The organism is Streptomyces thermospinosisporus, assembly GCF_039526425.1.
GTDB lineage: Bacteria > Actinomycetota > Actinomycetes > Streptomycetales > Streptomycetaceae > Streptomyces > Streptomyces thermocarboxydovorans.
Genome location: NZ_BAAAIZ010000040.1, coordinates 49,820 through 69,343, shown reverse-complemented (window position 1 = coordinate 69,343; position 19,524 = coordinate 49,820). Strand labels below are relative to the sequence as shown.

Sequence of the window (19,524 nt, the reverse complement as noted above, 5' to 3'; positions counted from 1 at the left end):
TCGGCGGGGGGATCTGGTGATCGCCGGTGGGCGCTGCCGGCCCTCGGTGCGGCTCCTGGCCGACCGGGACGGGTGGTGTGGGCGGAAAACGGGGGTCTGGGGGCGGAGCCCCCGGTCCGGTACGTGCACCTACGTGCGGCAGCCCGCCGACGGGGGAGGATCGGCGGGCTGCCCGGTGGTACCGCAGTGGCTTCAGTGGACGGAGTGTTCCTCCTGGGGGAACGTTCCGGCGACGACCTCGTCAGCGAACGCCTTCACCGCTCCCGTCATGACGGACCGGAGATCCGCGTACTGCTTCACGAACCGCGGCACACGCCCCTGCGTGAGCCCGAGCATGTCGGTCCACACCAGCACCTGCGCATCCGTCTCCGGCCCGGCGCCGATCCCGACCGTCGGGATGTGCAGCACCCGCGTCACCTCGGCCGCCAGCTCCGCCGGAACCAGCTCGAGGACCACCGCGAACGCCCCCGCGTCCTGCACGGCCTTGGCGTCCCGCAGCAGCTGCTGCGCCGCCTCCTCGCCACGCCCCTGCACGCGGTAGCCCATCGTGTTCACGGACTGCGGGGTCAGCCCGATGTGCGCCATCACGGGGATCCCGGACTCCACCAGCAGCTCGATCTGCCGGTGCGAGCGCTCCCCGCCCTCCAGCTTCACCGCACCGACCCCGGCCTCCTTCACCAGCCGGGTCGCCGAGCGCAGCGCCTGCACCGGGCCCTCCTGGTACGAGCCGAAGGGCAGGTCGCCGACGATCAGGGCCCGCGAGGTGCCCCGTACGACGGCCGCCGAGAGCATGACCATCTCGTCGAGGGTGACGGGCACGGTGGTGTCGTACCCGAGGTGGCAGTTGCCGGCCGAGTCGCCCACCAGCATGACCGGGATCCCGGCCTCGTCGAACACGGACGCGGTCATCGCGTCGTAGGCGGTGAGCATGGGCCACTTCTCGCCCCGCTCCTTGGCGAGGGCGATGTCGCGGACGGTGATACGGCGAGTGCCCTTGCCCCCGTACAGCGCCTTGCTGCCGTCGGAGGATGCTGACTTCGCAGGCTGCGCGGTCCGCGCAGAAGTCTGGGCAGCCGAAAGCTGCGTCATTGCAACGGCTCCTAACACGTCATCTCGAGGCGCCCTCACGGCGTCCCCGGACCACGTCCATGGTTGCACCTCGAACCGCCGAGGGCCAGGGGTCCTCCCGACGTCCCCCTGTGACGTCCACGGCCGCCCGTCACCCCGTCACGTTCACCGGCCGCCCGTCACCCCGTCGCGTTCACCGGCCGCCCGTGACGTCCACCGGCCGCCCTTCGGGGGACAGGCGTTCCGATACGAGACGGTGCCGTATCGGAATCCGTGAGACTCTGGCCGTATGAGTACTCCCGCCGCTCCCGCCCGCCACGTCCCCGAGTCGGTGCACCGGCGCCGCTGGGCGATCCTCGGCGTGCTGATGATGAGCCTGCTGATCGTCGTGCTGGACAACTCGATCCTGAACGTCGCCATCAGGACGATCTCCACCCCGGCCCCCACCGGCCTCGGCGCCACCCAGAGCGAACTCGAATGGGCCATCAACGCCTACACGCTCGTCTTCGCGGGCCTGCTGTTCACCGCCGGCCTGGTCGGCGACCGCGTCGGCCGCAAGAAGGTGCTGCTCGGCGGCCTCAGCGTGTTCGGCCTCGGCTCGGTGCTCGCGGCCTTCTCCGCCTCGCCCGGGCAGCTGATCGGCTGGCGCGCGCTGATGGGCCTGGGCGCGGCCTTCGTGATGCCGGCCACCCTGGCCGTGCTGATGAACGTCTTCGAGCGCGACGAGCAGCCCAAGGCCATCGGCGTCTGGGCGGGCGGCGTGGGGCTGGCCATCGCCATCGGCCCGATCACCGGCGGCCTGCTGCTTGACCACTTCTGGTGGGGCTCGGTCTTCCTGGTCAATGTGCCGATCGTGCTGCTGGCCCTCGCCCTGATGCTGTGGCTGGTGCCCGACTCGCGCGATCCGCACCCCGGCCGGCTCGACCCGGTCGGCGTCCTGCTCTCCGTGGTCGGCCTGGTCCTGCTGGTCTACGGGATCATCAAGGGCGGCCAGCTCGCCGACCTCACCGACCCCACCGTGCTGACCACGGCCGGCGCCGGGCTCGCCGTGCTGGTGGCCTTCGTGGTGTTCGAGGCGCGCAGCGACCACCCGTCCCTCGACGTGCGGTACTTCCGCAACAAGGTGTTCTCCGCCTCGATCGGCGCCGTCGCGCTGGTCTTCTTCGCGCTCATGGGCGTGATGTTCTTCGCGGTCTTCTACACCCAGAGCGTGCGCGGCTACTCGCCGCTGGAGACCGGCCTGCTGATGCTGCCGATCGCCGTCGCGCAGATGTTCTTCGCGCCGCGGGCCCGGCTGCTGGTCGACCGCTTCGGCAACCGCGCCACCACCACCGGCGGCCTGCTGCTGCTCGCCTCGATGCTCGCCGCCTTCACCCTCCTGGACCGCGACACCCCCATCTGGCTGATGGAGGCCGTCTTCTTCCTCATGGGCGCCGGGATGGCGCATGTGATGACCCCGGTCAGCGTCCTGATCATGCAGACGCTGCCCCGGGAGAAGGCGGGCCGGGCCTCCGCGGTCAGCAACACCTTCCGCCAGGTCGGCGGCGCCCTCGGCGTCGCCGTGCTCGGCTCGGTGCTCTCGGCGGCGTACCGCAACAGCATCGAGGACGAACTGGCCGTGCTGCCGCCCGGCGTCCGCCACGCGGCCGGCGAGTCCATCGAGGCCACCCTGGCCGCCGCGGACCGGCTCGGCCCCTCGGGTCAGGTCCTGGCCGGCACGGCCGGCGAGGCGTTCGTGCACGCCATGCATGTCACGGCGCTGTGGGGCGCGGGCGTCGCCCTCGCCGGCGCCGTCGTCACCGCCCTGTTCCTGCCCGGGCGCAACCCCGCTCCGCCCGAAAACGGGGAGCGGGGGCAGGAGTTGGTGAAGGCGGCAGACTGAAGCGCCCGACGCGGCCCAGGGAAGGGAACCACGACGTGAGCCTCGCCGACACCGGCACCGGCACTGGCACCGGCACGTACAACAGCACGCACACCAGCACCGGCAACGGCACCGACGCCGCCCCGCACACCGGCACCGAAGCCGCCCCGCACACCGGCACCGAAGCCGCCCCGCACACCGGCACCGAAGCCGCCCCGCACACCGGCACCGACGCCGCCCCGCACACCGGCACCGAAGCCGCCCCGCACACCGGTGCCCAAGCCGCCCCGCACACCGGTGCCGAAGAGGCGAACGGCACCCGGCAGGACGGCGGCGCCACTCGCGGACGTCCCCGCAGCGAGGCGGCCGAACGCGCCATCATCGACGGCGTGATGAAGCTCCTGGAGGCGGGCGTGCCGCTCGCGGAGCTGTCCATCGAGCGGATCGCCCGCACCGCCGGCGTCGGCAAGGCCACCATCTACCGCCGCTGGAGCGGCAAGGAGGAACTCTTCGTCGACGTGGTCCGAGCCGCCGAGCCCCCGGACCCCGAACTCCCCGGCACCTCCCTGCGCGACGACCTCGTCGTGCTGCTGGAGTCCCTGCGCCGGCGCGGACTGGCCAGCAGGACCTCGGCGATCCTGCACAACGTGCACGCCCAGATGAAGAGCAGCCCGAAGATCTGGGCGGCCTACCAGGCCATCGCCATCGAGCCGCGCCGCCGCCTCGGCCTTCAGGTGCTGCGCCGGGGCCAGGAGAACGGCGAACTGCGCACCGACGTCGACCTGGAACTGCTCAACGACATAGTGGTCGGCCCCATCCTGCTGCGCACCGTGATGCGCCCCGACGCCGACCTCCCCGAGGATCTCGCCGCGAAGGTCGTCGACACCCTTCTGGAGGGCCTGCGCCCCGGCCGTTGAACCCGGCATGTGCGCATTTCGTCACAGACGGAACTCGTGCCCCGCCATGGCACGTCATCGCCCCCGTACGGCCGTCGAGGGACGGCAGGAAGGGCACCGATCATCCCCTAGGGTCTTTACGGACACGGGAGAGACGGTGTGCACGGCAAGTTGTGAGGCGACGGTATGGCGCAGCAGGCGTACATGACGCAGACGGACAACGGCGGCTCGGACCCCGAGCACCGGACATCCCGGCTTCAGCGCCTGATCGACGCCCTGACCAGAGGCTGGCGGGACGACCGCCGCATCTGGCGCCGGGGCCTGGTGCTGGCGGCCTTCGCGGTGGTGCTCGCCGTGGTGATGCTGGCCCACGCGCACATCCCGAACCAGGTCGGCAACCTGGGCAGCCTGGTGGAGACGTTCCTGCCCTGGCTGGGCGTGTTCATCCCGCTGCTGCTCCTGCTGGCCCTGCTGCGCAAGTCGGCCACGGCGCTGATTGCGACGCTGCTGCCCGCGGTGGTCTGGCTGAACCTCTTCGGCGGTCTGCTCACCGACAAGACCACCGGCGGCGGCGAGCTGACGGTGGCCACGCACAACGTCAACGCGGAGAACCCCGACCCGGCGGGCACCGCCCGTGAGGTGGCCGCCTCCGGCGCCGATGTACTCGCCCTCGAGGAGCTCAAGGCGTCCGCGGTCCCGGCCTACCGGGACGCGCTGCGGTCCACCTACCGGCACCACGCCGTGGTGGGCACGGTCGGCCTGTGGAGCAAGTACCCGCTCAGCGACGTCGAGGCGGTCGACATCCGCCTCGGCTGGAAGCGCGCCATGCGCGCCACGGTGAGCGCGCCCGGCGGCCAGGTCGCGGTGTACGTGGCGCATCTGCCCTCGGTCCGGGTGAAGCTGGAGGCCGGTTTCACGGCCCGTCAGCGCGACAGGAGCGCCGACGCGCTCGGCGAGGCCATCGCCGACGAGCCGCTGCGCAACGTCGTCCTGCTGGGCGACCTCAACGGGACCATGAACGACCGCTCCCTGAACGCGGTCACCTCCCAGATGCGCTCCACCCAGGGCGCGGTGGGCAGCGGCTTCGGCTTCAGCTGGCCGGCGTCGTTCCCGATGGCGCGGATCGACCAGATCATGGTCAAGGGAGCGGAGCCGACCAGTTCCTGGACCCTCCCGCAGACCCCGAGCGACCATCTGCCGATCGCGGCGCGTGTGAAGCTGACCACAGGCGATTCCTGAGAATCCCAGGAAACCCCAGATCAACGGCGTGGGGCCGGTGCACGGCCGGCCCCGGTCGGCGCATGCCGGGCGCGAGTCCTGAGAGACTTTGTTCAGTCGCTGAACATAAAGGCTGAACACAAGCCTGACGCACCCGTCCCGAAAGGTCCGCCCCTTCATGCCCCTGGCCCTCCTCGCCCTCGCCGTAGGCGCCTTCGGCATCGGCACCACCGAGTTCGTCATGATGGGCCTGCTCCCCGACGTCGCCGCCGACCTGGGCACCTCCATCCCCAGCGCCGGCCACCTGGTCTCGGCGTACGCGCTCGGGGTGGTCGTGGGCGCCCCGCTGCTCGCCGCCGCCACGGCCCGCATGCCGCGCCGCCGGGTGCTGATCTGGCTCATGGCCCTGTTCGTGGCGGGCAACGCGCTCTCCGCGCTCGCCCCCGACCACACCTGGCTGCTGGCCGCCCGCTTCCTGAGCGGACTGCCGCACGGCGCCTTCTTCGGCGTCGGCGCCGTGGTGGCCGCCGACCTGGTGACCCCCGACCGCAAGGCCCGCTCGGTCTCCCTGATGTTCCTGGGGCTCACCCTCGCCAATGTGGTGGGCGTCCCGATGGCCACGCTGATGGGCCAGCACTTCGGCTGGCGCACCACCTTCCTCGCGGTCTCCGCGACCGGCCTCGCCGCGATCGCCTCGCTGGCCCTGCTGATCCCCGCCGCCGACAGCCCGGCCGCCCCGCGCACGGGACTGCGCGGCGAGCTCACCGCCCTGCGCTCCCTGCCCGTCTGGCTGGCCCTCGGCACCACCGTCGCCGGCTTCGGCGCGCTCTTCGCCGCCTACAGCTACATCGCCCCCATGCTCACCGGGGCGGCCGGCTACGGCGAGAGCACCGTGACACTGCTGCTGGCGCTCTTCGGTGTCGGCGCGACCGCCGGGAACCTGCTGGGCGGCTGCCTCGCCGACCACTCCCTGCGGGCGACCCTCTTCGGCGGCCTGGCCTCCCTCACCGTGGTCCTGACCCTCTTTCCGCTGCTGATGCGCACCCAGGCGACGGCGGCGGTCGCGGTGGTCCTGCTGGGCGTCGCCGCCTTCGTCACGGGCTCCCCACTCCAGCTGATGGTCATGGAGAAGGCCGCCTCCGCCCCCTCCCTGGCCTCCTCCGCCAACCAGGCCGCCTTCAACCTGGCGAACGCCGGCGGCGCCTGGATCGGCGGCCTGGCCCTCGCCGCCGGACTCGGTGCGACCTCCCCGGCGCTCGCGGGCGCGGCCCTGGCGGCCCTGGGCATCGGCGTGGCCGCGCTGGCCCACGCGGTGGACCGCAGGGCGGACCGGACGCCGGGGAGGGTCGTGGCCGGCCGTGTGCCGCAGGAGGCGGAGGCGCTGGAAGCCCGGTGAGCCGGGACCGGTTGCCCCGCCGCTGAGCCGGGGCCGGCCGCTCCGCCGTCGAGCAGGGGCCGGCCGCCCCGCCGTTCCGGCGCCCGGCCGGCGCATGCCCGAAGGGGCGCCGGGGCGAGGGGGCGCCGGGGCGAGGGCCGCCGCGCACCGCCCCTCGCCTCATCGGCATCCGGCCGGCGTCAGTCCTGCCGGGCCAGCCACAGGTCCGGGCCGAACACCTCGTAGTGGATGCCGGCCGGCGCCACGCCCTTGCCGATCAGCTGCTCCCGCACCGACCGCATGAACGGCAGCGGGCCGCACAGATAGGCGCGCGTGCCGGAGGCCACCGGCACCTCGGCGAGATCCACGTAGCCGGTGTGCGCGCCGGCCGGGGCGTCCTGCTCGTACCACAGGTGCACCGCGCCGTCCGGCAGCTTGGCCGCGTACGCCAGGTGGTCGTTGCGCAGCGCGTGATCGGCGGGGGAGCGGTCGCCGTGCACCACGGTGACCGGGGCGCGGTGCCCGTTCTCGGCGAGGTGCGCCAGCATGGCGATCATCGGGGTCACCCCGATCCCGGCGGAGGCCAGCAGCAGCGGCGTGCCGGGGTCGGCGTCCAGCACCAGGTCGCCATACGCCTCGGACAGCTCCAGCAGGTCACCGGCGTGCACCCGGGCGTGCAGGTGGTTGGAGACCTCGCCGTCCGGCGCGCCGTCGCCGTGCACCCGCTTGACCGCGAACTGCCGCTCCTGGGGGCCGGGCGCGCCGGTCAGGCTGTACTGCCGTATCTGCCGGGCGCCGTCGGGGAGGGCGACCCGGACGGACACGTACTGGCCGGGGCGGAAGTCGCGCACCGGGCCGCCGTCCGCCGGGCGGAGCCGGAAGGTCACCACGTCGGCGGTCTCGGGGATGCGCTCGACGACCCGCCAGGTGCGCCAGCCGTGCCCGCCGCGCTCCTCGTAGAGCCGCTTCTCCAGGGCGATCAGGGCGTTCCCCATCAGCCAGTAGACCTCGTCCCAGGCGGCCGCGACCTCGGGCGTGACGGCTTCGCCGAGCACCTCGGCGATGGCGGCGAAGAGGTGCTCGTGGACGATCCCGTACTGGTCCGGGGTGACGCCGAGGGAGGCGTGCTTGTGGGCGATCCGCTGGAGCATCGCGTCCGGCCGCTGATCGGGGTGGTCCAGCAGGTGGGTCGCGAAGGCGGCGATGGATCCGGCGAGGGCCTGCCGCTGGGTGCCGGCGGCCTGGTTGCCGCGGTTGAACAGATCGCGCAGCAACTCGGGGTGGGCGGCGAACATCCCGGCGTAGAACCGCTCGGTGATCTTGTCGAGGGACGCGCCGACCGCGGGAAGCGTGGCACGCACGACGGCAGCGGACTGCTCGGACAGCATCAGGTCTCCTCCGATTCGGCACAGCCCGGCGGGGCGCCGGACCGGCTCGGCTGCTTGCCCCCTCATTAAAACTTGCATCCCAGATTCCAATTAATGCGGGGGTGGGGTTCCGGCCGGCAGCGGCTGCGGCCTGCGGACGATCCCGGCGAGGGCCGACGGCGCGCCGCGGGTCCCGCGGGTCCGCTGTGCAGCGGGTTCCCGGAGCGCGGAGGCGGAGCCGGGGGACCCGGCTGTTACGGAGGTGGCCGCGAACGGGCAAGATGGGCGACAGGGCGGTCGGCAACGCACATGAAACGCTGGTGTGGTGGGATGACCCCGAGCGCCCGACCGTCTCCCGTGGCCCGGGACGACAGGTGGCCTGACCGGCAAGGATGGGGAAGCGGAAGATGGACAAGCAGCAGGAGTTCGTGCTCCGGACCTTGGAGGAGCGCGACATCCGGTTCGTACGCCTGTGGTTCACGGACGTGCTGGGCTTCCTGAAGTCCGTGGCCGTGGCTCCGGCCGAGCTGGAGCAGGCGTTCGACGAGGGCATCGGCTTCGACGGCTCCGCCATCGAGGGCTTCGCCCGGGTCTACGAGTCCGACATGATCGCCAAGCCGGACCCGTCCACCTTCCAGATCCTCCCCTGGCGCGCCGAGGCCCCCGGCACGGCCCGGATGTTCTGCGACATCCTGATGCCGGACGGCTCCCCGTCCTTCGCGGACCCGCGCTACGTCCTCAAGCGCGCCCTCGCCCGCGCCTCCGACCAGGGCTTCACCTTCTACACCCACCCGGAGATCGAGTTCTTCCTGCTGAAGGACAAGCCGGTCGACGGCAGCCGCCCCACCCCGGCCGACAACTCCGGCTACTTCGACCACACCCCGCAGAACGTCGGCATGGACTTCCGCCGTCAGGCGATCACCATGCTGGAGTCCATGGGCATCTCGGTGGAGTTCTCCCACCACGAGGGCGCCCCCGGCCAGCAGGAGATCGACCTGCGGTACGCCGACGCGCTGTCCACCGCGGACAACGTCATGACCTTCCGCCTGGTCATGAAGCAGGTGGCGCTCGAGCAGGGCGTCCAGGCGACCTTCATGCCGAAGCCGTTCTCCGAGCATCCCGGCTCCGGCATGCACACCCACCTCTCCCTCTTCGAGGGCGACCGGAACGCCTTCTACGAGTCCGGGGCCGAGTACCAGCTCTCCAAGGTCGGCCGCTCCTTCATCGCCGGCCTGCTGCGCCACGCGGCGGAGATCTCCGCGGTCACCAACCAGTGGGTCAACAGCTACAAGCGCATCTGGGGCGGCGCCGAGCGCACCGCCGGCGCGGGCGGCGAGGCCCCGTCCTACATCTGCTGGGGTCACAACAACCGCTCCGCCCTGGTCCGCGTCCCCATGTACAAGCCCGGCAAGACCGGCTCGGCCCGCGTCGAGGTCCGCTCCCTGGACTCCGGCGCCAACCCCTACCTGGCCTACGCCGTCCTCCTCGCCGCCGGCCTCAAGGGCATCGAGGAGGGCTACGAACTCCCGCCGGGCGCCGAGGACGACGTCTGGGCCCTCTCCGACGCGGAACGCCGCGCCCTCGGCATCGAGCCCCTGCCGCAGAACCTCGGCGAGGCCCTCACCCTGATGGAACGCAGCGACCTGGTCGCCGAGACCCTCGGCGAACACGTCTTCGACTTCTTCCTCCGCAACAAGAAGCAGGAGTGGGAGGAGTACCGCTCGGAGGTCACGGCGTTCGAGCTGCGGAAGAACCTGCCGGTGCTGTAGCGGCCCGCTGCAAGCAGCGAGCCTACGGCCGCTTCGAGATGGTCAGGAGGAGTGGGCCCGTCGGGTCCGTGGTGAGGTCGGCGATGGTGAGGGGGTCCAGGGAGGCGTAGAAGGCCTCCTGGGCCTGGCGGAGGGCGCCGCGCAGGCGGCAGGCGGGGCTCAGGGGGCAGGCGGCCGTGGTGGCGGTGCCCTCGCAGTCGACGACGTCGCCCTCGCCCTCGAAGGTGCGGACCAGCTCGCCCACGGACGCGGTGCGGCCCTTCTCGGTCAGGGCGAGCCCGCCGCCCCGGCCCCGGCGGGCCGTGAGCAGACCCATGTGCTGGAGTTCGGCCACGACCTTCGCGGCATGGGTGTAGGGCACGTCCATCGCCGCCGCGACATCACGGGTCGTGGGGTTCGGATCGGGCGTCGCGGCGAGGCGCATCAGCAGGCGCAGGGCCAGGTCGGTGGAGCGCAGCAGCCGCATACAGGGCAGCGTAGGTTAATGCACATTCACGGTTCAAATTTCTGGCCCCCTACGACCGGCCCCGCCTTCACCATTACGATCAGCTCACCCGACCGTCCCACCCCTCACCCCTGAAGGGCACACCCATGGGCTCCGCCAAGAAGAGCAGCGCGGCACGCAAGGCACGCATAGAGGAGATGCGGCGCGCAGAGCAGGCCCGCGAGCGGCGCGCGCGGATCCTCACCATCGGTGCGAGCGTGGTGATCGTCGCCGGTCTCGTGGTCGGCGGGGTGTTCCTGGTGCGCTCCCAGTCGGGCGACTCGGACAAGGCCGCGAGCGACGACAAGAGCACCGGCAAGTTCGTCACCGGCAAGGACGGCGTGAAGAAGTGGGAGGGCACGCTCGCCCGCAACCACGTCACCAAGCCGGTCAGCTACCCGGTGACGCCCCCGGTCGGCGGCGACCACCACCCGGTCTGGATGAACTGCAACGGGGACGTCTACACCAAGGAGATCAACAACACCAACGCCGTGCACTCGATGGAGCACGGCGCGGTGTGGGTGACGTACAACTCCAAGGCCGACAAGAAGGACGTCGACGCCCTGGCCGCCAAGGTGAAGAAGACGCCGTACACCCTGATGAGCCCGGTCGAGGGGCAGAAGGACCCGATCATGCTGTCCGCCTGGGGGCACCAGCGGACGGTGAAGGGCGCCGACGACCCTGCCGTCGACAAGTTCTTCGCGAAGTTCGTGCAGGGGCAGCAGACCCCCGAGCCGGGGGCCGCCTGCACCAACGGTCTGGCTCAGTGAGGGCAGCCGGGTCCATGAAGCACTTCGGGTTGATCGCGGGAGCCGCGGCGCTGGTGCTGCTCGCCGGCGGTGCGCTCGGCTACGCGGCCGTCGCGGGGGACGACGACGGCGGGGGCGCGGGCAGGCCTTCGGCGGAGTCGGCGGACGCCGGGTTCGCCCGGGACATGGCCGTGCACCATCAGCAGGCCGTGGAGATGTCCTACATCGTCCGGGACCGGACGAAGAACGAGCAGGTGCGGCGGCTCGCGTACGACATCGCCCAGACGCAGGCCAATCAGCGGGGCATGCTGCTCGGCTGGCTGGACCTGTGGGAGCTGCCGAAGGTGTCGGCCGATCCGCCGATGACCTGGATGGGCATGGGCGGCAAGGGCGCTGCCGGCGAGGACGCCGACGGTGCGCTGATGCCGGGGATGGCGACGAACGCCGAGATGAAGCGGCTGGGTGAGCTGAACGGCAAGCAGGCCGAGATCTTCTACCTGCAGCTGATGACCGACCATCACAAGGGCGGGGTGCACATGGCCCAGGGGTGCCTCAGCAAGTGCGAGGTCGGGGTGGAGAAGCGGCTGGCCCGGACGATGGTGGAGGGGCAGCAGTCGGAGATCGAGCTGATGGCCGGGATGCTGCGGGAGCGGGGGGCTCGGGCGCGGTGAGGGGCGTCAGGCGCGGGTGAGGGCCCGGCTGGGGCGCGGTTGTCGGCGGGTGCGTTGTGTTGCCGCTGCGGCGTGCCGTGGTGTCGGGTGCGGGGTCCTGTGGCTCGGGTGTGATCCTGCGGTTGCTCCCGCGTATTGCGTCGCTTTGACGATTACACTGGGCACGTGCCTCAACTTCGCCTCGCCCTGAATCAGATCGACACCCGCGTCGGTGACATCACCCGCAACGCGGAAACGATTGTCCGCTGGACCCGGCGCTCCGCCGAGCAGGGAGCGCACCTCGTGGCGTTCCCGGAGATGGCGCTGACCGGATATCCGGTGGAGGACCTGGCCCTCCGGTCGTCCTTCGTGGAGGCCTCCCGCGCCGCCCTGCGCTCACTGGCCGCGCGGCTCGCCGACGAGGGCTTCGGTGAGCTGCCGGTCGTCGTCGGCTACCTCGACCGCAGCGAGACCGCCCAGCCGAAGTACGGGCAGCCGGCGGGAGCACCGCGGAACGCCGCAGCCGTGCTGTACGGCGGTGAGGTGGTGCTCAGCTTCGCCAAGCACCACCTGCCCAACTACGGCGTCTTCGACGAGTTCCGGTACTTCGTGCCCGGGGACACCATGCCGGTGGTGCGGGTGCGGGGCGTCGATGTCGCGCTCGCCATCTGCGAAGACCTGTGGCAGGACGGCGGCCGGGTGCCGGCGGCGCGCTCCGCCCGGGCCGGGCTGCTGCTGTCGGTCAACGCCTCGCCGTACGAGCGGGACAAGGACGACACCCGTCTCGAACTGGTCCGCAAGCGGGCCCAGGAGGCCGGGGTCACCACGGCCTACCTCGCCATGATGGGCGGGCAGGACGACCTCGTCTTCGACGGGGACTCCATCGTCGTGGACCCGAGGGGCGAGGTGCTCGCCCGGGCGCCGCAGTTCGCCGAGGAGTGCCTGGTGGTGGACCTGGAGCTGCCGGCGGCGGTCGAGGACGCGCCCACCGGGGTGGTGGACGACGGGCTGCGGATCGAGCGGGTGGTGATCTCTCAGGAGCCGGTGCCGGCCTACGAGCCGGAGCGGACCGGTGGTTACGCGGAGCGGCTTGACGACGACGAGGAGATCTACTCCGCGCTGGTCGTGGGGCTGCGTGCGTATGTGGAGAAGAACGGCTTCCGTTCGGTGCTGATCGGGCTGTCGGGCGGTATCGACTCGTCGCTGGTCGCGGCGATCGCGTGTGACGCGGTGGGGCCCGAGAATGTGTACGGCGTGTCCATGCCGTCGAAGTACTCCTCCGAGCACTCCAAGGACGATGCGGCGGAGCTGGCGCGGCGGACCGGGCTGAACTACCGGACCGTGCCGATCGAGCCGATGTTCGACGCGTACATGGGGTCGCTGGAGCTGACGGGGCTGGCGGAGGAGAACCTGCAGTCGCGGCTGCGGGGTGTGCTGCTGATGGCGATCTCCAATCAGGAGGGGCACATCGTGCTGGCGCCGGGCAACAAGTCCGAGCTGGCGGTGGGCTATTCGACGCTGTACGGGGACTCGGTGGGTGCGTACGGGCCCATCAAGGACGTGTACAAGACGTCCGTGTTCCGGCTGGCCGAGTGGCGCAACCGGGCGGCGGTGGAGCGCGGGGAGACGCCGCCGATCCCGGAGAACTCGATCTCCAAGCCGCCGAGCGCGGAGCTGCGGCCGGGGCAGGTCGACACGGACTCCCTGCCGGACTACCCGGTGCTGGACGCGATCCTTGAGCTGTACGTGGACCGGGACAAGGGAGCGGACGAGATCGTCGCGGCCGGGTTCGATCCGGAGCTGGTCGCGAAGACGCTGCGGATGGTGGACCGGGCGGAGTACAAGCGGCGCCAGTACCCGCCGGGCACGAAGATCTCCCCGAAGGGCTTCGGCAAGGACCGCCGGCTGCCCATCACCAACGGCTGGAGCGAACGGGTGCCTCCGGCGGTCTGACGGCGGTGCGCTGGGTGGGGGTGCGCGTTCGACTGTGCCTGCGGCCCGGTGGGGGCTCAGGTGGCCATGCCTGCGGCGCAACTGCGGCTCGGGTGGGGGTGCGCGTTCGACTGTGCCTGCGGCCCGGTGGGGGTTCAGGTGGCCATGCCTGCGGCGCAACTGCGGCTCGGGTGGGGGTGCGCGTTCGACTGTGCCTGCGGCCCGGTGGGGGTTCAGGTGGTCATGCCTGCGGCGCAACTGCGGCTCGGGTGGGGGTGCGCGTAGCGCCTACTGCCGGTGGGTGAGTCGGGGCCGGGGGGTGGTATCCGTCCTCGGTCTGGCGCGAAATCGGCTTCTTAGCGGGGTACTGGCGCGGACGCGCCGGCCGCTGCGGGCGGACACCACCACCCCGACCCCTCCCCGCCGCGCGCCTGCGGCCGCCTAAGCCCCGATGACCTGCTGATCGCCGCGCGCGGCTACCCTGCCTCGCCGCGGGCATCACGGCCGCCCAACTGCGGGCATTCGTGCCGCCTGGGGCGATGGGGGTCCCCCGCTCGAGCGAAGTCGAGAGTGGGGGAGGGTGGGCGATGGGGGTGCCCCCGCTCGAGCGCAGCCGAGAGTGGGGGAGGCACCCCCTGCAGCGGGCTAGCGCAAACCCCACCCCCGGCCCGCACCCACCCCGGGTGCCCGATCAAGGCGTGCGCGTACCCGGTGTTCTAGGCCGGCGTGCCGAACCACCGGGACAAAGGCGCCCGCAGCAACTCCTGTTCCGCACCAACCCAGACGACATGACCGTCAGGGCGCAAAAGGACCGCGGGGGCGTCGAGTTCGTCGGTCGTGTCGACGACATGGTCCACACGGTCGGCCCAGCCGTCGACGGAGAGACGGCCTGTCTGGTCGAGCAGCATCCCGCGCCCGGTGTGCATCAGGTCGTACAGGCGGTGCCGCTTGAGAGCCAGGTCGCGCAGCCGGCGGCCGAGAAGAGGGTGCCCCTCGCCGACGTCGTAGCGGACGTCGAGTGCGGTGATCTTCTCGACGAGGCGGCGGTTCACCTCGTCGATGTCCATGAGTTCGGAGAACAGACGGCGCACCGCTTGGGGCCCCGGCTCGGTGGAGACCAGTACGGACATGGCGCGGGTGGTGTCCAGGACGGCGGCGGCCACCGGGTGGCGTTCGGACTCGTAGGTGTCCAGGAGCCCGGCCGGAGCCCACCCCCGCACCTCCGCTGCCAGCTTCCACCCGAGGTTGAACGCGTCCTGGATGCCGAGGTTGAGGCCCTGGCCGCCGAGGGGCGGGTGGATGTGGGCGGCGTCGCCCGCGAGCAGGACCCGGCCGGAACGGTAGCGCTCGGCCTGCCGGGTGGCGTCGCCGAAGCGGGAGAGCCAGCGGGGGGAGTGGACGCCGAAGTCGGTGCCCGCAGTGGCCTGCAATTGGTTTTTGAAGTCCTCGAGGGTGGGCGTGAGGGAGCGGTCCTCGACGACGTCCGCGGCGGGGACGACGACGCGGTGGACGCCGTCGCCGATGGGGGCGAGGCCGAAGCGTTTCTGGGTCCTGCGGACCTCGGCGACGGTGGCGGCCACCGTCTCCTGCGGGGCGTCCACCTGCATCTCGCCGAGCAGGGTGTCGCTGGTGCTGGGCTGGCCGGGGAAGGCCACGCCGAGCAGCTTGCGGACGGTGCTGCGGCCGCCGTCGCAGCCGACCAGGTAGCGGGAGCGCAGCCGCGTGCCGTCGGCCAGCTCGGCGGTGACGCCGTCGGCATCCTGGCTCAGGCCGGTCAGCTCGCAGCCGCGCCGGATGTCGGCGCCGGCCTCGGCGGCGTGCTCCTCCAGCAGGCGGTCGGTGACGGTCTGCGGGATGCCGAGGACATAGCCGTGGGCGGTGTCCAGGTCGTCCGGCCAGGGCGCCTCGATGCCGGCGAAGAAGCCGCCGACCCGGTACTGCTTCCCGTGGGCCAGGAAACGGTCGAGCAGGCCGCGCTGGGCCATGATCTCGATGCTGCGGACGTGCAGACCGAGGGCGCGTACGACCGGGGTGCGCTCGGTGGCCCTGTCGAGAACCACCACGTCCACGCCGTGCAGGCGCAGTTCGGCGGCGAGCATCAGGCCGGTCGGGCCGGCTCCGGTGATGATGACGTCGATCACGGCATTCCCCCCGTTTTGGGCGCAGAGTGGCGCAGAGTGGGTGAGATGAGGATGAGAGTGGAGCAGATGGCGGGGTAGGCCGGTCATTCTGCGCGACGGAGGGGGCCTTGCCGCAAGGCCCCCTCCGCGCTATACGTTGAAAGTGGCGAGGAGTGGTCTCCTCGCCGTTGTCGTGTTGTCAGGCGTTGCGTGCCGCCAGGGCGGCCAGGAGCTTGTGCAGCGGCTCCGTGGCGCGGCGGCGGTACTCCTGAACTGCCCAGCCGTTGCCGTCCGGGTCCTTGAAGTGCATGAAGGTCGCGCCGTCGTCGGGGGAGTACTGGACCGGCTCGGCCACCTCCAGGCCCCGCGCGGTCAGCTCCGCGTGGGCGGCCTTGATGTCGGCGACGCAGAGCTGCAGGCCCTGGTAGGAGCCGGGGGCCGGCGTGGGGCCGGGGGTCATCTCCCAGATGCTGTCGCCCAGGGCGATCGAGCAGCCGGAGCCGGGCGGGGTCAGCTGGACGATGCGCATGCCCGGCATGACCTCCCGGTCGATGTCCACGTGAAAACCGACCTTGTCCCGGTAGAAGTCCCTGGCCCGGTCGATGTCGCTGACGGGCAGCGGAATCACTTCGAGGGTCATGTCCATGTGCGCGACTCCTTCGTCAGGCGAACCGCCACCTCGTCTGGCTGAACGGCTCCCCCTTACGGAATCCGAAAACGCACCGGGGCGCCACCGAGAAGACGAGGGCGTGTCCGTCGCCGTGGTCGAAGTACCCGTCGCGCACCTCGAAGTGCCAGACGCTGCCGTACTTCGCCTCCCAGGCCGCGGCCAGCTCCCTCAGCCGGGCGTCGTCGGTGACCCGCACCGCCTCGCCCTCCACCACCAGGTCGAAGCCCGTGTCCCAGGTGCTGGTGCCGGTCGTCAGCACGACGTGCGGGTTGGCGGCCAGGTTGCGGGCCTTGCGTTCGTCGGGTCCGGTGCACAAGTGCAGCGCTCCGTCCGACCAGACCGCGATCAGCGGGGTCACATGCGGGCGGCCGTCCGGGCGGACCGTCGAGATCCAGAAGTGTTCCGCCTTGTTCAGCAGTGCCTCGGCCTCGGACCAGGGGGTCGCGGCCGCGGTGGGGTCGCTGTAGCGGGGGTCGAGGCTGGTCTCGGGTGTGAGCATGGCCTTCCCCTCCTTTCTGCAGTGAGGACTCCGCACGGCCGGGGAACTCATCGCGCGGGGCCGCGGACCGGCACTCGGGCTAGGCTCATGGCCGTACGACCCTGATCCGAGGCATGAGGGAGGCCGGGGATGACGTCGGCGCCGGGGCGCAGGAGCAGTACCTTCACTCGGCTGCTGCGGCACGGCTTCACCGATCCCTCGGCCGCCGAGCGGCTGCTGGACGCGCCCGAACTGGCGCCCGTGCGCAACGACCCGGTGCTGCTGCCCGCGCTCGGCGCCACCGCCGACCCGGATCTGGCGCTGCTCCATCTGGTGCGGCTGCTGGAGGCGCAGCCGGGGCCGACCGACCGGCAGGAGCTGCTGGACACCCTGATCGCGGCGAAGCCGCTGCGGGACCGGCTGCTTGGGGTGCTCGGTGCCTCGGCCGCCCTCGGTGACCATCTCGCCCGGCACAGCGGGGACTGGCGGGCGCTGGTCACCTACGAACCGAGCGACCTGCACCCCGGCATCGAGGAGTTCGAGCGGGGGCTGGCCGAGGCGACCGACCCGGTGTCGCTGCGGATCGCCTACCGGCGCTGTCTGCTGTCCATCGCCGCCCGGGACGTGTGCGGCACCATCGACGTCGCCGACACCGCCGCCGAGCTCGCCGACCTCGCCACGGCCACGCTGCGCAGGGCGCTCGCGCTCGCCGAGGCCGACGCGCCGGAGGACGCCGCGCTGTGCCGGCTGGCCGTGATCGCCATGGGGAAGTGCGGCGGTCACGAGCTGAACTACGTCTCCGACGTCGACGTGGTCTTCGTCGGGGAGCCGGTGGAGGGGGCGGACGAGCGGAAGGCGCTGCAGGCGGCCACCCGGCTCGCCTCGCACATGATGCGGATCTGCTCGGAGACCACGGTCGAGGGCACCATCTGGCCGGTGGACGCCAATCTGCGGCCCGAGGGACGCAACGGGCCGCTGGTGCGCACCCTGGCCTCCCATGTCACGTACTACCAGCGCTGGGCCAAGACCTGGGAGTTCCAGGCGCTGCTCAAGGCCCGCCCGGTCGCCGGCGACCTCGAGCTCGGGCAGGAGTACGCCGACGCGCTGCAGCCGCTGGTGTGGCAGGCGGCCGAGCGGGAGAACTTTGTCGCCGATGTGCAGAAGATGCGGCGCCGCGTGGTGGAGAACATCCCGGCCGCCGAGATAGACCGGCAGCTGAAGCTGGGGCCCGGGGGCCTCAGGGACGTGGAGTTCGCGGTGCAGCTGCTGCAGCTGGTGCACGGGCGGACCGATGCCTCGCTGCGCAGCGGCAAGACACTGGACGCGCTGAAGGCGCTGGCCGCCGGCGGGTATGTGGGGCGGGCCGACGCCGCGCAGCTCGACGAGGCGTACCGCTTCCTGCGGTCCATGGAGCACCGCATCCAGCTGTACCGGCTGCGGCGGACCCATCTGGTGCCGGAGGACGAGGCCGATCTGCGGCGGCTGGGACGGTCGCTGGGCCTGCGCACCGATCCGGTGGCCGAGCTGAAGCGGGAGTGGCGGCGGCACGCCTCCGTGGTGCGGCGGCTGCACGAGAAGCTGTTCTACCGGCCGCTGCTCGACGCGGTGGCGGCGCTGGCTCCCGGCGAGGCCCGGCTCAGCCCGGAGGCCGCGCGGGAGCGGCTGGTCGCCCTGGGGTACGCCGATCCTGCGGCGGCGCTGCGGCACCTGGAGGCGCTGGCGTCCGGGGTGACGCGCAAGGCGGCGATCCAGCGGACGCTGCTGCCGGTGCTGCTGGGCTGGTTCGCGGACTCGGCGGACCCGGACGCGGGGCTGCTGAACTTCCGCAAGGTCTCCGACGCGCTGGGCAAGACGCCCTGGTACCTGCGGCTGCTGCGGGACGAGGGCGCGGCGGCCGAGAACCTCGCCCGGGTGCTGTCCGCCGGGCGGCTCGCCCCCGACCTGCTGATGCGGGCGCCCGAGGCGGTCGCCCTGCTGGGCAACGGCAACGGCGGTGGGCTCAAGCCCCGCACCCGGACCCATCTGGAGCAGGAGATCCTCGCCGCCGTGGGGCGGGCCGACGACGCCGTGCAGGCGGTCAACGCGGCCCGCGGGGTGCGGCGGCGCGAGCTGTTCCGTACCGCCGCAGCGGACATCGTGGGCTCCTACGGCACCGAGTCGCAGCCCGCCGAGGCGGACGCGGGAGCCCTGGTCGACCTGGTGGGCGGCGCGGTGTCGGACCTGACCGCCGCCACGCTCGCCGGGACGCTGCGGGCCGTGGTGCGGGAGGGGTGGGGCGACACCCTGCCCACCCGGTTCACGATCATCGGCATGGGCCGGTTCGGCGGCCATGAGCTGGGCTACGGCTCGGACGCCGATGTGCTGTTCGTGCACGAGCCGCGGGAGGGTGTGGACGAGGGGGAGGCGGCGCGGGCCGCGAACCGGGTGGTCGAGGAGATGCGGCGGCTGCTGCAGATGCCCAGCTCCGATCCGCCGCTGCTGATCGACGCCGACCTGCGGCCGGAGGGCAAGTCCGGCCCGCTGGTGCGCACGCTGAAGTCGTACGAGGCGTACTACCGGCGCTGGGCGCTGGTGTGGGAGCGGCACGCGCTGCTGCGGGCCGAGTACGTGGCGGGCGACGAGGATCTCGGGCGCCGGTTCATCGAGATGATCGATCCGCTGCGGTACCCGGCCGGCGGGCTGGGCGACGAGGAGGTGCGGGAGATCCGGCGGCTGAAGGCCCGTATGGAGGCCGAGCGGCTGCCCCGCGGTGCCGACCCGAAGCTGCACGCCAAGCTGGGGCCGGGCGGGCTGTCGGACGTGGAGTGGACCGTGCAGCTGATGCAGCTGCGGCACGGCGCCCGGGTGGAGGGCCTGCGGACCACGCGGACCCGGGCGGCGCTGGCGG

The 19,524-nt window shown here is 72.1% G+C and carries 14 protein-coding genes and 1 pseudogene; 9 read left to right on the top strand and 6 right to left on the bottom strand.

The window, feature by feature from the left end:
* Positions 1-192: 192 nt before the first annotated feature.
* The gene (panB, locus tag ABD207_RS14975; RefSeq protein ID WP_344000368.1) at positions 193-1,089 is read right to left on the bottom strand and encodes a 3-methyl-2-oxobutanoate hydroxymethyltransferase; all 897 of its coding nucleotides are present in this window, start codon (positions 1,087-1,089) and stop codon (positions 193-195) included.
* Between the two features lie 268 nt (positions 1,090-1,357).
* Between panB and ABD207_RS14970 the strand changes: the two genes are divergently transcribed.
* The 4 genes and pseudogenes from ABD207_RS14970 (at position 1,358) to ABD207_RS14955 (ending at position 6,439) form a co-directional block, all read left to right on the top strand.
* Entirely contained in the window at positions 1,358-2,950 is a 1,593-nt protein-coding gene (locus ABD207_RS14970) for an MFS transporter (protein WP_344013257.1), read from the top strand.
* Positions 2,951-3,258: 308 nt separating this feature from the next.
* Positions 3,259-3,846: pseudogene (locus ABD207_RS14965) on the top strand (TetR/AcrR family transcriptional regulator); the annotation flags it as partial.
* A gap of 165 nt (positions 3,847-4,011) precedes the next feature.
* Positions 4,012-5,064, top strand: coding sequence for an endonuclease/exonuclease/phosphatase family protein (locus ABD207_RS14960; RefSeq protein ID WP_344013254.1), 1,053 nt, complete (start codon positions 4,012-4,014; stop codon positions 5,062-5,064).
* Positions 5,065-5,221: 157 nt separating this feature from the next.
* A complete protein-coding gene (locus ABD207_RS14955) occupies positions 5,222-6,439 on the top strand; it encodes an MFS transporter (protein WP_344013253.1) in 1,218 nt (405 codons plus the stop codon).
* A gap of 179 nt (positions 6,440-6,618) precedes the next feature.
* On the opposite strand, the gene ABD207_RS14950 is transcribed toward ABD207_RS14955, so the two are convergent.
* Positions 6,619-7,806: a globin domain-containing protein gene (locus ABD207_RS14950; RefSeq protein ID WP_344013251.1), complete on the bottom strand. Its 1,188-nt coding sequence runs from the start codon at positions 7,804-7,806 to the stop codon at positions 6,619-6,621.
* Between the two features lie 386 nt (positions 7,807-8,192).
* Here ABD207_RS14950 and glnA point away from each other — a divergent pair, with 386 nt between their 5' ends.
* Positions 8,193-9,554 carry a type I glutamate--ammonia ligase gene (glnA, locus tag ABD207_RS14945; protein ID WP_167996314.1) on the top strand — a complete coding sequence of 454 codons (1,362 nt, stop codon included), beginning with the start codon at positions 8,193-8,195 and terminating at the stop codon, positions 9,552-9,554.
* 22 nt (positions 9,555-9,576) lie between these two features.
* On the opposite strand, the gene ABD207_RS14940 is transcribed toward glnA, so the two are convergent.
* Positions 9,577-10,020 (bottom strand): RrF2 family transcriptional regulator, encoded by a 444-nt coding sequence (locus tag ABD207_RS14940; protein WP_344013248.1) that lies wholly within the window; start codon positions 10,018-10,020, stop codon positions 9,577-9,579.
* 125 nt (positions 10,021-10,145) lie between these two features.
* Between ABD207_RS14940 and ABD207_RS14935 the strand changes: the two genes are divergently transcribed.
* The 3 genes from ABD207_RS14935 (at position 10,146) to ABD207_RS14925 (ending at position 13,390) form a co-directional block, all read left to right on the top strand.
* Entirely contained in the window at positions 10,146-10,808 is a 663-nt protein-coding gene (locus tag ABD207_RS14935; RefSeq protein WP_344013246.1) for a thioredoxin-like domain-containing protein, read from the top strand.
* A gap of 14 nt (positions 10,809-10,822) precedes the next feature.
* Complete coding sequence (locus ABD207_RS14930) at positions 10,823-11,458, top strand: DUF305 domain-containing protein (protein WP_344013243.1); 636 nt, start codon at positions 10,823-10,825, stop codon at positions 11,456-11,458.
* A gap of 165 nt (positions 11,459-11,623) precedes the next feature.
* Positions 11,624-13,390, top strand: a complete 1,767-nt coding sequence (locus ABD207_RS14925) for an NAD+ synthase (protein WP_344013241.1) — start codon at positions 11,624-11,626, stop codon at positions 13,388-13,390.
* 695 nt (positions 13,391-14,085) lie between these two features.
* On the opposite strand, the gene rox is transcribed toward ABD207_RS14925, so the two are convergent.
* The 3 genes from rox to ABD207_RS14910 form a co-directional block, all read right to left on the bottom strand.
* Entirely contained in the window at positions 14,086-15,510 is a 1,425-nt protein-coding gene (gene rox, locus ABD207_RS14920; protein WP_344013240.1) for a rifampin monooxygenase, read from the bottom strand.
* 178 nt (positions 15,511-15,688) lie between these two features.
* Positions 15,689-16,135: a VOC family protein gene (locus ABD207_RS14915; RefSeq protein ID WP_344013239.1), complete on the bottom strand. Its 447-nt coding sequence runs from the start codon at positions 16,133-16,135 to the stop codon at positions 15,689-15,691.
* A 16-nt stretch (positions 16,136-16,151) separates the two neighbouring features.
* Positions 16,152-16,658: a pyridoxamine 5'-phosphate oxidase family protein gene (locus ABD207_RS14910; protein ID WP_344013237.1), complete on the bottom strand. Its 507-nt coding sequence runs from the start codon at positions 16,656-16,658 to the stop codon at positions 16,152-16,154.
* Positions 16,659-16,787: 129 nt separating this feature from the next.
* Between ABD207_RS14910 and ABD207_RS14905 the strand changes: the two genes are divergently transcribed.
* On the top strand, positions 16,788-19,524 hold a 2,737-nt coding region (locus ABD207_RS14905; RefSeq protein WP_344013235.1), incomplete at its 3' end, for a bifunctional [glutamine synthetase] adenylyltransferase/[glutamine synthetase]-adenylyl-L-tyrosine phosphorylase.

What these genes read in the sequence shown, in the direction of transcription:
- panB (WP_344000368.1), bottom strand. Translation starts at nt 1,089, where the DNA reads ATGACGCAGCTTTCGGCTGCCCAGACTTCTGCGCGGACCGCGCAGCCT.
- ABD207_RS14970 (WP_344013257.1), top strand. Translation starts at nt 1,358, where the DNA reads ATGAGTACTCCCGCCGCTCCCGCCCGCCACGTCCCCGAGTCGGTGCAC.
- ABD207_RS14960 (WP_344013254.1), top strand. Translation starts at nt 4,012, where the DNA reads ATGGCGCAGCAGGCGTACATGACGCAGACGGACAACGGCGGCTCGGAC.
- ABD207_RS14955 (WP_344013253.1), top strand. Translation starts at nt 5,222, where the DNA reads ATGCCCCTGGCCCTCCTCGCCCTCGCCGTAGGCGCCTTCGGCATCGGC.
- ABD207_RS14950 (WP_344013251.1), bottom strand. Translation starts at nt 7,806, where the DNA reads ATGCTGTCCGAGCAGTCCGCTGCCGTCGTGCGTGCCACGCTTCCCGCG.
- glnA (WP_167996314.1), top strand. Translation starts at nt 8,193, where the DNA reads ATGGACAAGCAGCAGGAGTTCGTGCTCCGGACCTTGGAGGAGCGCGAC.
- ABD207_RS14940 (WP_344013248.1), bottom strand. Translation starts at nt 10,020, where the DNA reads ATGCGGCTGCTGCGCTCCACCGACCTGGCCCTGCGCCTGCTGATGCGC.
- ABD207_RS14935 (WP_344013246.1), top strand. Translation starts at nt 10,146, where the DNA reads ATGGGCTCCGCCAAGAAGAGCAGCGCGGCACGCAAGGCACGCATAGAG.
- ABD207_RS14930 (WP_344013243.1), top strand. Translation starts at nt 10,823, where the DNA reads ATGAAGCACTTCGGGTTGATCGCGGGAGCCGCGGCGCTGGTGCTGCTC.
- ABD207_RS14915 (WP_344013239.1), bottom strand. Translation starts at nt 16,135, where the DNA reads ATGGACATGACCCTCGAAGTGATTCCGCTGCCCGTCAGCGACATCGAC.
- ABD207_RS14910 (WP_344013237.1), bottom strand. Translation starts at nt 16,658, where the DNA reads ATGCTCACACCCGAGACCAGCCTCGACCCCCGCTACAGCGACCCCACC.